At 27.8% G+C, this 14,810-nt stretch carries 12 protein-coding genes; 3 read left to right on the top strand and 9 right to left on the bottom strand.

What is annotated here, in order from left to right; all coding sequences use genetic code 11:
* Positions 1-6: 6 nt before the first annotated feature.
* From surE to AAQM_RS12260, 5 genes are read right to left on the bottom strand one after another with little or no spacing between them, the layout of a single operon-like run.
* A complete protein-coding gene (surE, locus tag AAQM_RS12280) occupies positions 7-795 on the bottom strand; it encodes a 5'/3'-nucleotidase SurE (protein ID WP_129095214.1) in 789 nt (262 codons plus the stop codon).
* Positions 770-4,336, bottom strand: a complete 3,567-nt coding sequence (gene dnaE / locus AAQM_RS12275) for a DNA polymerase III subunit alpha (RefSeq protein ID WP_129095213.1) — start codon at positions 4,334-4,336, stop codon at positions 770-772. Before dnaE ends, surE begins: the two co-directional genes overlap by 26 nt.
* A gap of 24 nt (positions 4,337-4,360) precedes the next feature.
* Positions 4,361-5,122, bottom strand: a complete 762-nt coding sequence (locus tag AAQM_RS12270; protein ID WP_129095212.1) for a patatin-like phospholipase family protein — start codon at positions 5,120-5,122, stop codon at positions 4,361-4,363.
* Entirely contained in the window at positions 5,109-5,858 is a 750-nt protein-coding gene (locus AAQM_RS12265; protein WP_129095211.1) for a UDP-2,3-diacylglucosamine diphosphatase, read from the bottom strand. Before AAQM_RS12265 ends, AAQM_RS12270 begins: the two co-directional genes overlap by 14 nt.
* Before the next feature lie 37 nt (positions 5,859-5,895).
* Positions 5,896-6,441 carry a DJ-1 family glyoxalase III gene (locus tag AAQM_RS12260; protein ID WP_129095210.1) on the bottom strand — a complete coding sequence of 182 codons (546 nt, stop codon included), beginning with the start codon at positions 6,439-6,441 and terminating at the stop codon, positions 5,896-5,898.
* Between the two features lie 153 nt (positions 6,442-6,594).
* Here AAQM_RS12260 and AAQM_RS12255 point away from each other — a divergent pair, with 153 nt between their 5' ends.
* Together AAQM_RS12255 and AAQM_RS12250 are read left to right on the top strand one after the other, a co-directional pair.
* Entirely contained in the window at positions 6,595-7,260 is a 666-nt protein-coding gene (locus tag AAQM_RS12255; RefSeq protein ID WP_129095209.1) for a FlgO family outer membrane protein, read from the top strand.
* Between the two features lie 3 nt (positions 7,261-7,263).
* Positions 7,264-7,848: a FlgO family outer membrane protein gene (locus tag AAQM_RS12250; protein WP_129095208.1), complete on the top strand. Its 585-nt coding sequence runs from the start codon at positions 7,264-7,266 to the stop codon at positions 7,846-7,848.
* Here AAQM_RS12250 and recJ read toward each other — a convergent pair.
* The 4 genes from recJ to AAQM_RS12230 form a co-directional block, all read right to left on the bottom strand.
* Positions 7,843-9,408, bottom strand: a complete 1,566-nt coding sequence (gene recJ / locus AAQM_RS12245) for a single-stranded-DNA-specific exonuclease RecJ (RefSeq protein ID WP_129095207.1) — start codon at positions 9,406-9,408, stop codon at positions 7,843-7,845. The genes AAQM_RS12250 and recJ overlap by 6 nt on opposite strands.
* 2 nt (positions 9,409-9,410) lie before the next feature.
* Complete coding sequence (gene pyrG / locus AAQM_RS12240; protein ID WP_129095206.1) at positions 9,411-11,024, bottom strand: CTP synthase; 1,614 nt, start codon at positions 11,022-11,024, stop codon at positions 9,411-9,413.
* A gap of 112 nt (positions 11,025-11,136) precedes the next feature.
* On the bottom strand, positions 11,137-12,519 hold the full coding sequence (ccoG, locus tag AAQM_RS12235) for a cytochrome c oxidase accessory protein CcoG (RefSeq protein ID WP_129095205.1): 1,383 nt from the start codon (positions 12,517-12,519) through the stop codon (positions 11,137-11,139).
* A 98-nt stretch (positions 12,520-12,617) separates the two neighbouring features.
* Positions 12,618-13,454, bottom strand: coding sequence for a hypothetical protein (locus AAQM_RS12230; RefSeq protein WP_129095204.1), 837 nt, complete (start codon positions 13,452-13,454; stop codon positions 12,618-12,620).
* Positions 13,455-13,646: 192 nt separating this feature from the next.
* Between AAQM_RS12230 and AAQM_RS12225 the strand changes: the two genes are divergently transcribed.
* On the top strand, positions 13,647-14,669 hold the full coding sequence (locus AAQM_RS12225; protein ID WP_129095203.1) for a thioredoxin family protein: 1,023 nt from the start codon (positions 13,647-13,649) through the stop codon (positions 14,667-14,669).
* Positions 14,670-14,810: the final 141 nt, after the last annotated feature.

The raw sequence follows: 14,810 nt of genomic DNA, 5'->3' as shown, positions 1-14,810 counted from the left end.
TTCCTTTTATTTTGTTAACCAATTTTCAATTGATTTTATATCATTATAAGAAGTCATATCAAGCATAATTGGAGTAATTGATACATAATTTGCTTTTATTGCTTCAAAGTCACAATTTTTATTTTCTGAAGATTTCCAAATCAAAGGATGTAATCCTATCCAGTAATACTCTTCACCTCTTGGATTTAAATGTCTATGAGTATCATTTCCATACTCTCTAAATCCAGCTTTTGTAACTTTTATACCTTTACAATCAGAGGCTTTAATAGGTGGAATATTAACATTTAAAAACTTTCTTTCATCTAATGGAAAGTTACTATTTAAGATTTTTAAAGCTAATTCATAAATCGTTTTTTTTGCTAATTCAAAATCCCAACCATTTTTTATACTTTGACAATTATCTATACAAACTTGAGAAATCGCAATAGATGGAATTCCATGAATAACTGCCTCCATAGCACCAGCTGCTGTTCCACTATAAGTTATGTCTTCACCCATATTTGCACCAATATTAATACCACTTATTACCAAATCTGGTTTATAACCTTCTTTAAATAGATTTGAAATGGAAATATATATGCAATCAGTTGGAGTTCCATCATCAATTTTATAAAAATCGTCAGAAACACTTACCATTCTCAATGGTTTATCTAGTGTTAATGAGTGACCACAAGCTGATTTATTACGTGCTGGTGCAACAACTGTGATTTTTGCAATTGGAGTTAAAGCTTCAATTAACGCTTTTAATCCAACTGCATCATATCCATCATCATTGGTTATTAGTATTTGTTTCATCTATTATATAGGCTCCTTCAATTTTATGTAGTAGTTTTTCTACATTATTTGTAACTTTAAAACCTGTTTCAAGTTCTAAATCAGCTAATTTAGATTTTATTAAAATTTTCAATTCTCTTTTACCTTGATTTTCTGCAACTATCTCAAATAGTTGATATATTTTATTTTCATCATGAGAAAAAGGGATAGCAATAACCAAAGGAGGTTCTTGAATCTCTTTTTGTTTAGTTTTTATTTTCTCTTTTTGAGCATCTAAAATAGTTTCAATTTTTAGGATATTCATTCGTGTAAAGTTTTCATCTTTTGAAATTCTTACTTTAAATGCAATTGGTTCTTCTAAATTGTACTCTTCTTTTAACTCTTTTAATCTATCTTCAAAAAGCATGAGTTCAATTGTTCCGTGAAAATCCATAATAGTTGCAATTCCAAATTTATTACCTTTTTTAGATATTTTTTCAGTAATATTCTCGATTTTTCCTACAAATAATGCCTGACTTCCGTCATCAAGTTCATCAATTTGAGAAGATAAAGTATAATTGATTTTATCAATTTGTTCTCTATATTCATCGAGTGGATGTCCAGAAACATAAAAACCTAAAGAGGCTTTTTCTAGTTCTAAAATTTCTTTTGCTTCAAATTCAGGAAGATGTTCTAGTTCTATATCTATTTTTGTAAGTTCATCACTATCTCCAAAAAGTGAACCTGTAGCCATTTTTTTTGCAACGGCTGCTTTTCCAACTGTTTCAATAATTTTTTCAATTTGATTAAGTAGAGCTTGTCTTGAGTAGCCAAAACTATCAAAAGCACCAGCTTTTGTTAGAGATTCAATTACTCTTTTATTTACTTTACTTCCATCTATTCTTGAGATAAAATCTGCTAAATCACTAAATGAACCACCTTCATTTCTTGCTTTTAAAATAGAATTAATCGCAACATCACCTGCACCTTTAATTGCTCCCATTCCAAACATTACAACTTCTTTTCCATCTATTTTTTTTGCACTAAATACTAAATCTGATTTATTAATATCAGGTGGAAATAAATCAAGTCCTAATCTTTTTACTTCATCAACATACTTAACAACTTTATCTGTATTATCTTTTTCAAGTGTTAGTAATGCTGCCATAAACTCTGATGGATAATATTTTTTTAAATACGAAGTATAAAAGGTTACCAAGGCATAAGCTGCTGAGTGAGATTTATTAAATCCATATCCAGCAAATTTTACAATTAAATCAAATAGTTCTTCACAGTGTGCTCTTTGGTATCCTTTTTTTACTCCTCCTTCTGCAAACTCACCTTTTAATCTATCCATCTCTTCTTTAATTTTTTTACCCATAGCACGTCTTACTAAGTCAGCGCCTCCAAGTGAGAAACCTCCTATCGTTTGAACGATTTGCATAACCTGCTCTTGATAAACAATAACTCCATAAGTTGTTTCAAGAATTGGACGAAGTGGTGCATCAAACTCATCATAAAAGTAGTTAATTTCAGCTCGACCATGTTTTCTATCAATAAAGTCATCTAGCATCCCTGATTCCATTGGACCTGGTCTATAAAGTGCAAGAACGGCTATTATATCCTCAAAATTTGATGGCTTCAATCTTTTACATAAATCTTGCATACCATCGGACTCGATTTGAAATAATCCCATTGTATTTCCGGTTTGAATCAGGTCATAAACACCTTTGTCATTTACATCTGCTGTGATAAAATCTACTCTTTTTCCATGTCTTTGTTCTATTAGTTTATTTGCTTCTTCAATAACTGTTAGGGTTTTTAAACCTAAAAAGTCGAATTTGATTAAATCCACATCTTCTACATATTTACCGTTGTATTGAGTTGCAAGTGTATCAAGTCCACTTGGTTTAAAAAGTGGAGTTTTTTTCCATAAAGGTTCATTTGAGATTACAACACCTGCTGCGTGAGTTCCTGCATTTCTATTTAATCCTTCAAGTGCCAAAGCATATTCCCAAACACGTGCAGCTTGTGGGTCAGAATCACAAAGTTCCTTTATTTTTGGTTCTTTTTCCCAAGATGAAGTAAGATTTATTCCTAATTCATCAGGAATAAGTTTTGCCATTGCATCAGCTTTTGCATAAGGCATATCAAGAACTCTTGCAACATCTCGTATAACTCCTTTTGCTAAAAGCTTACCAAAAGTTATAATTTGAGCTACGTTTGCTCGACCATATTGTTGAACAACATAATCAATTATTTCACCCCGTCTTGCTTGGCAGAAGTCCATATCAATATCGGGCATTGAAACCCTTTCTGGATTTAGAAATCTTTCAAAAAGAAGTCCATAAGGAATAGGGTCAATATCTGTGATTTTTAGCGAGAAAGCAACTAAGCTTCCAGCCGCACTTCCCCTTCCAGGACCAACAGGAATTCCCATTTGTTTTGCTACAATTACGAAATCCCAAACAATTAGCATATATCCAGGAAATCGCATATTATTTATGATTTCTATTTCAACTTCAAGTCTATCTTTGTACTCTTGATGTTTTTCTTTTGGAACTATTTTAAGTCTATCTTCAAGTCCTGCTCTACATTCGTGAATAAATAAAACTTTATCATTTTCTAAAGAGTACTCTTCATTTGGTTCAGGAATATCAAGATTTAATTCTTTTAATTTTTGTCTAGTAAACTTAAAATTTGGGGGAGTTGGATTTCCTAATTTTATTGTTAAATTACACTTATTGGCTATTTCTTGAGTAGCTTCGATGGCTTCAGGAATATCTGCATATAGTTTTGCTATTTGTTCAGGTGATTTTAAATAAAACTCATGAACACTATGTCTTAATCTATTTGGGTCATCATAAAGTTTATTCATTGCAATACACATAAAAGCTTCATGTGCATCAGCATCTTTTTGTTCTAAATAGTGTGTATCATTTGTAGCTACAACTTTTATTCCTGTCTCTTTTGAGATTCTTAAAATTTGATCATCAACAAAATGCTGGTCACCAATACCATGCCTCATAATCTCTAAATAAAAATCATCTCCAAAAATTTCTTTGTATTCTAAAGCAATTCTTTTTGCTTCTTCATAACCTTTTGCACCATTTTTTACATTTCTTTCATTTTGAGTATTTAAATGCCAATTTACTTCACCTTGTAAACAAGCAGCACTACAAACTAAACCTTCTGCATTTTCACGTAAAAGTTGTTTATTAATTCGGGGATAGTAGTAAAATCCATGCATATATGCTTGAGAGCTTAGAAACATAAGATTTTTATATCCAATTTCATTTTTAGCATATAAACATAAGTGAAATCTTTGCCTATTTGTTTTATCTCCAATATCATCGCTATTATGAATATAAGCTTCCATTCCAATAATTGGTTTTATATCTTCTGCTCTCATTGCATTGTAAAAGTCAATTGCACCAAACATATTTCCATGATCTGTCATTGCAACACTTGTCATACCAAGTTTTTTTAGTTTTTTTGCCAGAGGTTTTATTTTATTAGCCCCATCTAATAATGAATATTCTGTATGTAAATGTAAATGGGTAAATTGTGGGATTTGTGACATTGTATAAATCTTTTGTGTTTTTATTTATAGTATATCTAAAAAATGTTTTTGAGCCTCTTTAAAACCTAATTTAAAACACTCTTCTAGTTCTTTAAAACTGAATAAAGAAAAATTTCTTATATGATGAGTTCCTATGTAATAATGGGTGTTTTCTATACTATGTTTATGATTTTGATGAAGTTGCTTAAAGAGTAATTTTTTTATATTTTTAATTGGATTTTTATTTTTTGTTCCTATTTTGGGCTCTTTTGCAAATAAATCTAGAGTATGAATATCATAACTTTTATTTTGAAGAGGTTTTATGGGAAGATTATCAAATAAACCACCATCTATTAAATACATTCCTTCATAAGAGACCGGTTTAAAAAGTGGAATTAATGCACTTGATGCCATACATAAAGTGACAGTGTCTCCACTATTGAAATAGTGTAATTGCTTTTTTTTGATATCATAAGCACTAACCCAAATAGGTTTTGGAATATTTTCAAGTTTTTCAATAGGTAATAACTCTTTAATAATTTTATTTGATGTATCAATTTTAAGTAAACCATTTTTAAAATAATTAAATTTTAAAGCTTGTTTTACATCTTTTGAAGAGAATATTTTTAGTTGCTCTTTTGCTTTTATTCCACTTGCATGGGAGGCTGCAATAATTGCTCCAATTGAAGAGCCACTATAAGCTTTTATATCTATGTTTTGTTCTTCACAAAAATCTAAAACTCCTAAATGAAAAGCACCACGAGAAGCACCTCCACCTAAAGCAAAAGCTATATTATTTAGTTGCATTTTTTTCTAACCAATCAATAATTTCAAATTTTCCATCAAAAGTTTCAACAATAGCAGTACATGATTCAACCCAATCTCCACAATTTAGGTATTCTATTTCATCTATTAATTTTATTTCCGCTTTATGAATATGTCCACAAATGATACCATCATAAGCTTTATTTCTTGCATGATTTGCTAAAACTGATTCAAAATCATTGATGAAAGAGACAGATGATTTAACATTGTCTTTTACATATTTTGATAAAGACCAATATTTTCTTATTCCAAATAATTTTCTAAAAAAGTTTAAAATGCTATTTAAATGTAAAAGTAAATCATAGCCATAATCTCCTAAAACAGCTAACCATTTTTTTGTCATTGTTATAGAATCAAAAAAGTCACCATGCGTTATATAATATTTTTTACCATTTAAGGCTATATATTCTAGTTCATTAGAGATATTTATGGAATTTCCAAGTAATAAAGGAACAAAAGGACGTAAAAATTCATCATGGTTACCAGTGATAAAAGTCACTTTTGTACCTTTTTTTGCTTTTTTTAAAATCTTTTGAATAACATCAGAATGCTCTTGAGGCCAATATAATTTTCTTTTTATTGACCAACCATCTATTATATCACCTACTAAAATTAAATTTTCACATTCATTATGTTTGAAAAAGTTTAATAATAGTTTAGCCTTTGAAAAACGAGTTCCCAGATGAACATCTGAGATAAATATGCTTTTATATTTCATAAAAGCATTTTAATTATTTTTTATTACAATTTGATTTCTATTTTGCTAATAAACCATTTTTTACATTTGTATAAATCTCTTCACCACAAAGAATATCTACTATTTCTAAAGCAAAATTCATAGCTGTTGCTGGACCTTTTGATGTAATTACATTATTATCAATCACAATATCATCATTTTCATGGTAACCATTGGTTCTTATTTTATTTTCAAAACTTGGATAACAAGTAAAATTTTCATTTAAAACATCAGCTTTGTGTAAAGCATAAGGAGCTGCACAAATTGCACCTATTTTTTTATTTTTTGTTTTAAATTCTTTTAATAGGGTTAGTACATGATTATTATTTGCAAGTGTAAAGGCATTTGGAAGACCACCTGGTAAAACTATCATATCAAAATCATCAGATTTTACATCTTCAATTTTACAATCAGCTTCAATTTTTATATTGTGTGCACCTATAGTTTGAATATCTTCAACAGCTGCTACGGTAACTTCAATATTTGCTCGTCTACAGATATCTATAATCGAAATTGCCTCTATTTCTTCAAAACCATTCGAAATAGGAATAAGAATTTTTGCCATCTTTTTATCCTTTATTTAATTTAGAAATATTATATACAAAGGAAGTTGAAATATAAAGAAATAGATGTTTTTAATATTATTTTAGGATTATTTATTCAAGGATATATAAGCAAATTTTAAATAAAATCTAACCAATTATAAAAAGGGGTTTTTATGTTTAAAAATATTTCTAGGGTAAGTGTTTTAGCTTCTTTACTTCTATTTGTTATGACGGGTTGTTCTTATAAAAAAATTAGTTCAAACACAGCAGTTAGTGATGAAGTTGTAAAAGAGTATAGTAAAGTTCAAACAGCTAAACAACATTTAGAAGTTGCTCAGGATATGCAAAATAACGTAACAACGCAAAAATCACTGGAAGCTACGATAGCATCATTATCTACACAAATTATGCAAAATAGAAAACTTGACACAAATAAACCAGTGCTTATTACATCATTTGTTAGATTAGATAAGTTAAAAGAGACATCAGAATTTGGAAGAGTTATTGGTGAAAGTATGATAAATGAACTATCGAATAGAGGATTTAATGTTATAGAATATAGAGGTCAAATGGCTGTTTCTATAAACGAACAAGGTGAATATTTTATTTCAAGAAAACCCCATGAATTAAAAGGAAGTGTACCAAGTACTTATGTTGTTGTTGGAACTTATTCAAGACAAGCTGGAAGAGTTATTTTAAATGCTAGGGTTATAGATAATATTACTGGTAAAATAATTTCAAGTGCTAGATCAACATACAAACATGGATTGGCAAATGACTGTATCATGTTTGGAGATTGTGCACCAGCAAGAACTATAAAAATAGTTAAAGAGCGATAATTTATGATTATTGAATCATTAAGAAAATTAAAACTTGTTTTTGGTTTAGTTTTCTTAACTCTCTTTTTTACTTCTTGTGCTTTCAAAAATCCTATTAATGGATCAAATAATTTTCACTATTTAGTTTCAAAAATGGTTGATGAATCAGCTTCTAAAATTAAAAAAAATATTCCATTAGGTGATGTGGTTTTAGTATCTGATTTTGTTAATTTAGATAAATTAAAAAATAGATCTCAATTGGGATTTTTATTATCAAGTATGCTAAAAGATAAATTATCTTCTCTTGATATAATAGTTCGTGAAATAGAGTTAGGAAAAGAGTTTGAAATAGGTAATTCTGGATTTAATCTATTAACAAGAGAAAAAAATAGAATTTTATCTGATAAAGTAAAAACTAGATATGCAGTTGTAGGAACCTATTCTATAACAAGTAGAAGTTTAAATGTATTTATAAAACTTATTGATATTCAAACAGGAAATATTTTATCATCATCATATGCTAGAACGGATATTGATGAGGAAATTTTAGGTTTAGAGGGAACTTTGGATAAAAAAAATCCTCCAAGAAGACCTTTTTTAGTTTTATAATATCTCTTGAATTAAAAATTGAGGAGAAACTTCTCCCCTAAATTCATTTTTTGAAACGGATACTATTAAATCTAAATTTGAAGAGATATCTTTATTTGAATCATTAAATTTTAAAGCCTCAAAAATATATCCATCACTATTTAAAGTTAGTTTTAAATGATTTTTGTCACGACCTATTAAATCATATTTAACTAATGATGCATTTGAGATTTTAAATATTGGTCTATGATTTTCTAAGCCATAAGGTTCAAATTGTTCGATTATCGATATAAATTCTAAATCTACACTTGAAACATCCAATTCACCTAATGTTATTGGTTCGATGTGAAGATCTTCATTTTGGTTTCTAAGTTCAGTATTTATTATATTTTTAAACTCTTCAAGATTTTCCTCTTTTAAAGATAACCCAGCGGCATTTTTATGACCTCCGTATCCTAAAAGAAGATGAGATGCTTTTGTAATAAGTTCATATAAATTTATATTTGAGTTAGCTCTTGCACTTCCTTTTGCTACTCCATTATGAATTGAAAAAATAAATGCAGGTTTTTTATGTGAATTTGATAATTTTGAAGCAACAATTCCAATAACTCCTTCATGCCAATTCTCTCCCCAAACAATAACAGCTTTATCATTTTTATCTGTTTTGGAATCAGCTTTTTTTGAAATCTCTTCTTGTAAAGTTTTTCTATAATTATTTAATTCATCTAATAAAGATAGAGTTTCATTTGCACTATGTGATGTCTCTGAAAGTAAAAATTCTAAAGCAATGCTTGCATCATCCATTCTTCCTGCACTATTTAGTTTTGGAGCAATAAAAAAGCCAATATCATCAGATACTAAAGATTTTTTTGACATAACCTCATTTAAAATTTTAAAAGCTTGTCTTGATGAAGATTTTATTTTTTTTAAACCTTGTTTTACCATAGTATAATTTAAAGCAGTCATAGGCATAATATCAGCAATTATTGCAACGCTTAATAAATCCAAGAAATTTCCCATATTTACATCTAAATTCATCTCTTTTTTTATTGCAGCACATAAATACCAAGCAACTTGTGCTCCACAAATATCTTTAAATTCAAAGTTACAATCTTTTTGTTTTGGATTTATTATTGCAAATGCTAAAGGAATTTTATCTCCAACCGTATGATGGTCAGTAATGATTAAGTCAATATTTTTTTCTTTTAATTTAATTGAAGCTTCATATGCTGAAATTCCATTATCGACAGTGATTACTAATCCTTCATCTATTAAATCAACAATTTTAGTAGAAAGTCCATAACCATGTTCAAATCGGTTTGGAATAATGTGATTTACTTTTACATTAATTGTTTTGAAAAAATCTAGCATTATAGTAGTTGAAACTACTCCATCAACATCATAATCACCAACAATAGTGATAGTTTCATTATTTAAAATAGCTTGTTTGATTCTTTTACTAGCGATTGATATATCTTTGAAATTATCAGGAGATGGTATATCAGCAAGTTTTGAATAAGGATTATTTAAATGCCTTGCTGATAAAATCTCAAAAAGTCTACTTTTTGTGATTTTAGTCATTATTAAGATTTATTTGCTTGTTTTACAAATTCTAATATAATTGGATTTGGAGTCTCTAAATGAGATGTAAATTCTGGATGGAATTGAACTCCGACAAACCAAGGATGATCTTTTAATTCAACAGCTTCAATTAAACCATTTGATTGACCTGAGATAATCATACCAGCATTTTCTAAAGCTTCTTTATATGCTGGATTTGCTTCATATCTATGTCTATGTCTTTCATAGTATACTTCATCATTTCCATAAGCTTTTTGTAATTTTGAACCTTTTAGTGGTTCAAATGGATATTCACCTAATCTCATAGTTCCACCCATTGGTGATTCATGTGTTCTTAATTGTTTATTTCCACTTTGGTCAATAAATGAATCAATCAAATATATTAAAGGATTTTTAGTATTTGCATCAAACTCTATAGAGTTTGCATCTTCTATTCCTAAAACATTTCTAGCAAATTCAATAATCGAAAGCTGCATACCAAGACAAATTCCTAAATAAGGGATTTGATTTTCTCTCGCATATCTTATAGCTGCTAATTTTCCTTCAACACCTCTTTGACCAAATCCACCAGCAACTAAAATTCCATCAGCATTTCCAATGATATCGTAAACTCCAACATCTTCTATTCTTTCACTATCGCACCAGTGAATATTTACTTTTGTATTTAAGTGAGCCCCTGCATGAATTAAAGCTTCAATCAATGATTTATAAGACTCTTTTAAATCAAGATATTTACCAACAAAAGCAATAGTAACTTCATCTTGAGGAACTAGAATGTTTTTTACTAAAGTATCCCATTTTTCCATATTTGGTTTAATTTTAATATTAAAATGCTCTGATAAAGGTGTTAATATTCCTTCTTTAATGAAATGAAGAGGTACTTGATAAATAGATTGTGCATCTCCTGCTTCAATAACTGCATTTCTATCAATATCACAAGATAATGCTAATTTATCTTTTAAGATTTTTGGTAACTCTTTTTCTGTTCTGCAAACTAACATATGAGGAGTTATACCAATTCTTCTTAATTCTTGAACAGAGTGCTGAGTTGGTTTTGTTTTTAATTCACCAGCTGCTTTAATATAAGGAATTAAACTTACATGAATATTCATAGTATTAGTTTTTGGAAGTTCATGTCTTATTGATCTAATTGCTTCCATAAAAGGTAAGCCTTCAATATCTCCAACTGTTCCACCAAGTTCAATAATTAAAAAATCATTATCTTCCGCTGCATCAAAAATTCTATCTTTAATCTCATCAACTACATGTGGAATTACTTGAATAGTTTTACCTAAGTATCCACCTTCTCTCTCTCTTTTAATAACACTTTGATAAACTTGACCTGTTGTGAAACTGTTCTTTTTAGTTAAAGTTTTATCGATAAATCTTTCATAGTTTCCTAAATCTAAATCTGTCTCAGCACCATCAGCTGTAACAAAAACTTCTCCATGCTCAAGTGGACTCATAGTTCCTGGGTCTACATTTAAGTAAGGGTCGATTTTAAGCATACTCACTTTAAAGCCAGATTGTTTTAATATTGTTGCAATAGAAGCAGAAGTTATACCTTTTCCTAGTGAACTAAGAACTCCACCCGTTACAAAAATGAATTTTGTCATTAAAAATACTCCATAAAATAGTTGATAAATATATAATCGCGATTGTATCTAAGTTTAGTTGATAAGTAAGTTAATTTATATAAGATAAGAGTTCTCTTATCTTATATGATGTTTATTTAAGTTTATCTAATCTTGGATAGATAAATACAGCTTTTCTGAATACCACAACTTTTTCAGGGTCTTCTTTTGCATAAGCTTTTAAAGTAATTTCAATAGGTGTATCTTTTGTATTATCACTTACCAAAACTTTATTTGTTTGAAGAATTACTACTTTTTTTGCAAGTTTTCCTGGACTTAAAGTAAATGGTTCAAATCTTGAGATAGTAATATCTGGATTTCCAACTACTTCAAGATTATAAGTTAGAGGTTTAGATTCTGTATTTTGGAACAATAATAAAAAGTTATTTGAAACTACATTGTTTTCTTTTACTTTATATAATTCTGTTGTTTTATTTACATTTAAAAGCATATACTCTTTTTCGCCACTCATCACAAATAAAAGACCTATTACAGTAGCTAATGCAACAAAATACATAACCGTTGATTTTCTAACTATTTTTGTTGGAGTATTATTTTTAATAGCATTTGTACTTGACCATTGAACTAATGACGGTTTTCCAAGTTTTCCCATAACCGTTGTACATGCATCAACACATTCTAAGCAGTTAATACACTCTAATTGTAAACCTTTTCTAATATCTATATGTGTAGGACAAACAGTTACACATGATTCACATGTTGTACATTCATTTGATGGATTTGGTAAATCTTTTGCTTTAAAAATTATTTTCTCTTTACTATCATTATAGATTTCTCCACCTCTATTTGTAGAATAGATGGCTTGATATGTATCATTATCATATAAAACAGATTGAACTCTTGAGTAAGGACAGATATATACGCAGAAATCTTCTTTTAGAAAAATAACATCATAAATTAAAAATCCAGCAATTGCTAAAACAAAACCGATTAAAAATAGATGTTCAGTTGGATTTTGTAAATATGCAAAAAAGTCTTCAGGCGGAACAAAATACCACATGAAATTTGATGCAGCTAAAAGTGCTAGACATGACCAAATTATAATACCAACAACTTTTTTTGCTTTATTTTCAGCTTTTGACCAATCAGGTTCTTTTTGTTTATTTTTTATTCTTCTTAATCCTAAAAGTTTTGATTCAATCAAATCTCTATAAATTACCCTAAATATAGTTTGTGGACATGCCCAACCACACCAAGCTCTTCCTCCTAGAGAAGTAACTGCAAAAATTCCTAAGAATAAAAGCATTAATAAAAATGGCATTAAATACAACTCTTGCATATCAAAAGCTGTACCTAATAAATGTAACTGTTTCTTGTCAAAAGATAATAAAAAGATATGATTCCCATCAATTTTAATAAATGGTAAAGATAAAGCAACAAGGGTTGCTATAATGTATCCATAATATCTTTTAAATCTGTATGGAGTTTTTTTTAAAAACTCTGTATTCTCTTTCATTTTAAAACCTTTATGATTTTTTAAAATTTTATATAAACTAACCTTATGATTTGCATAAACTATTATAAGATTTAGTTATATAAAAATATTTAAGGTTTTTATGATTGAGTTAATTTGTTAAATAATTCTATTTTCTCTTTTATTTCTAAAATAATATTTTCATAATTGTTAGATTCATCAAAATTAATATTAGGATAACTTTTTATTAAATTCTCAAATTTATTTATTAAATCATCAAAATCAGAATATTCGATTATAGGTAAAGAAAATTTGTTTATCAATTCATGGTCTAATTGTTTATCTCTTCTTTGAAATAAAACAGGTTTATTCCCACAAGCAAGAGATTCAAGTGCTGTTTGTAAAGATGAGGTTAAAAGATATTTAGAGTTTTGAATAGTTTGTACATACTCTTCTTCATCTATAATATTTGTAAAATTGTTTTTAAATATTTTTTCATTTCCTAAAAAGAAATAATGCCCCATAAGAAGAGATAAATCAAATTTTTTAGAATCTTTTGTCATCTCAATTAGTAAGTTTTCATAATCATCATCTCCAAAAAATAGAGTTTTTTCAATAGTAGGAGTATCGATTTTTGAATATATAAAATTATCTACAATAGGCTTTTGAATATCTATCCCAATTTTATATGATAAAGAACAGAAATTTTTTATTTCTTGTTGCATTTGTTCATTTTCTTCTTCTGATTCATAAATTAAGATATCGTTTCTTTGCATAAGATTTGTTAGATTTCTTAAAACATCAACATTAACGTATTTTTTAACACCTAAATGCTCTTTTGCAAAAGCTCCTGCTCTAAAATCACTTGTACATAAAATAGGATTAAAATCTTTTAACACATTTGCAATAGTTGCACATCTTTTTGTAGCTTCAAGTCCTACTGTATGACCACTTTTTGCATATAAATAAACTTGCATAATATAAACCTTTAAAAATAATTAATTTAAAAAATTAGTTTTATTTTATAAAAATAAAGTAAATAATAGCCTTAAATTTGAATAGTGTATCTAAATGAAATTAAAAATCAATTTTTTAACTATTAAATATTATTTTCATTGATATTAAAGAACTATTTAATAAAATATAGAAAATTATAATAAGGAAGAGTTATGAAAGCATCATTTAAAAAAGTTATGTTTTTATTTTTTAGCATTATTTTATTGTTTACAATATCAGCGAATGCTACTGAAGGTAAAGTTATAGGAGGTTCAATGCATGAATCACCTGAATGGTTTAAAGATAGCTTTTTAGATATTAGTGAAGATATTGAAGAAGCAAAAGAAAATAATAAACATTTTATGGTTTTTATGGATTTAGAAGGTTGTCCATATTGTTCTAAGATGTTAAAAGAGAATTTTATAAATGAAAATAAAACGAGTGAATTTATAAAAAAATATTTTGATGTAATTAATATAAATGTTAAAGGAAGTAGAGAAATCGCTTGGGATGAAGAGATTACTTTAACAGAAAAAGAACTAGCTGAAAAATTACAGATTCAATATAGTCCTACAATTTTATTTTTTAATTATGAAAAAGAGGTTGTTGTAAGAGTTAATGGATATAGAAATCCAACTGATTTTAAATATATTTTAGAATATGTTCAAGGTAAACATTATGAGAAAATGACATTAACAGAATATATTAATAAGATTGAGAGAAAAGAGCTTTATACTTTAAAAGATAATAAAATGTTTACAAAAACAAAGGATTTATCGAAGATAAATACAGCATTAGCAGTAATTTTTGAAGATGGAAGTTGTACTCAATGTGATTATTTTCATAATAGATTATTAAAAGAAAAATCTGTAATTGAAGAGTTTTCTAAATTTACAATAGTAAGACTTGATGCTAATAGTGATGAAGAGATTATTGATGTTGAAGGTAACAAAACAACAGCAAAACAATGGGCTTTAAAAATCAATTTAGATTATAGACCAGGAGTTTTACTTTATGATAATAAGAAACTTATTTCTACAGTTGATGCGTTGTTATTCCCTTTCCATTTCAAAGAATTATTAAGATATGTAAGTGGAAAATATTATGAACAATATCCAAATAGTTATTTAGATTATTTAAAAGTAAGACAAGATGAACTTTTGAAACAAGGAATAAATATAGATTTAGGTGAGTAAAAATATAAAATAACACTTCAAAAGAAGTGTTATTTTTATTGTTTTTTGCTGAACATTGTCATATTCATTAAAATTTGAGAATAAGTTTTTCTCCTAATACCTACCTTAATAAAGGATTGTACTATAAATTAGTTAAATATG

The organism is Arcobacter aquimarinus, from assembly GCF_013177635.1.
In the GTDB taxonomy this organism is placed as follows: Bacteria; Campylobacterota; Campylobacteria; order Campylobacterales; family Arcobacteraceae; genus Aliarcobacter; species Aliarcobacter aquimarinus.
The sequence above is the reverse complement of the archived record's forward strand: the minus strand, read 5'-3'. Positions and strand labels throughout refer to the sequence as shown.

Bases quoted from the DNA above. Each gene is read 5' to 3' on its own strand.
- recJ (WP_129095207.1), bottom strand. From the start codon at position 9,408: ATGACTAAAATCACAAAAAGTAGACTTTTTGAGATTTTATCAGCAAGG.
- AAQM_RS12260 (WP_129095210.1), bottom strand. From the start codon at position 6,441: ATGGCAAAAATTCTTATTCCTATTTCGAATGGTTTTGAAGAAATAGAG.
- AAQM_RS12230 (WP_129095204.1), bottom strand. From the start codon at position 13,454: ATGCAAGTTTATTTATATGCAAAAAGTGGTCATACAGTAGGACTTGAA.
- dnaE (WP_129095213.1), bottom strand. From the start codon at position 4,336: ATGTCACAAATCCCACAATTTACCCATTTACATTTACATACAGAATAT.
- AAQM_RS12265 (WP_129095211.1), bottom strand. From the start codon at position 5,858: ATGAAATATAAAAGCATATTTATCTCAGATGTTCATCTGGGAACTCGT.
- AAQM_RS12250 (WP_129095208.1), top strand. From the start codon at position 7,264: ATGATTATTGAATCATTAAGAAAATTAAAACTTGTTTTTGGTTTAGTT.
- pyrG (WP_129095206.1), bottom strand. From the start codon at position 11,024: ATGACAAAATTCATTTTTGTAACGGGTGGAGTTCTTAGTTCACTAGGA.
- surE (WP_129095214.1), bottom strand. From the start codon at position 795: ATGAAACAAATACTAATAACCAATGATGATGGATATGATGCAGTTGGA.
- AAQM_RS12225 (WP_129095203.1), top strand. From the start codon at position 13,647: ATGAAAGCATCATTTAAAAAAGTTATGTTTTTATTTTTTAGCATTATT.
- AAQM_RS12270 (WP_129095212.1), bottom strand. From the start codon at position 5,122: ATGCAACTAAATAATATAGCTTTTGCTTTAGGTGGAGGTGCTTCTCGT.
- ccoG (WP_129095205.1), bottom strand. From the start codon at position 12,519: ATGAAAGAGAATACAGAGTTTTTAAAAAAAACTCCATACAGATTTAAA.
- AAQM_RS12255 (WP_129095209.1), top strand. From the start codon at position 6,595: ATGTTTAAAAATATTTCTAGGGTAAGTGTTTTAGCTTCTTTACTTCTA.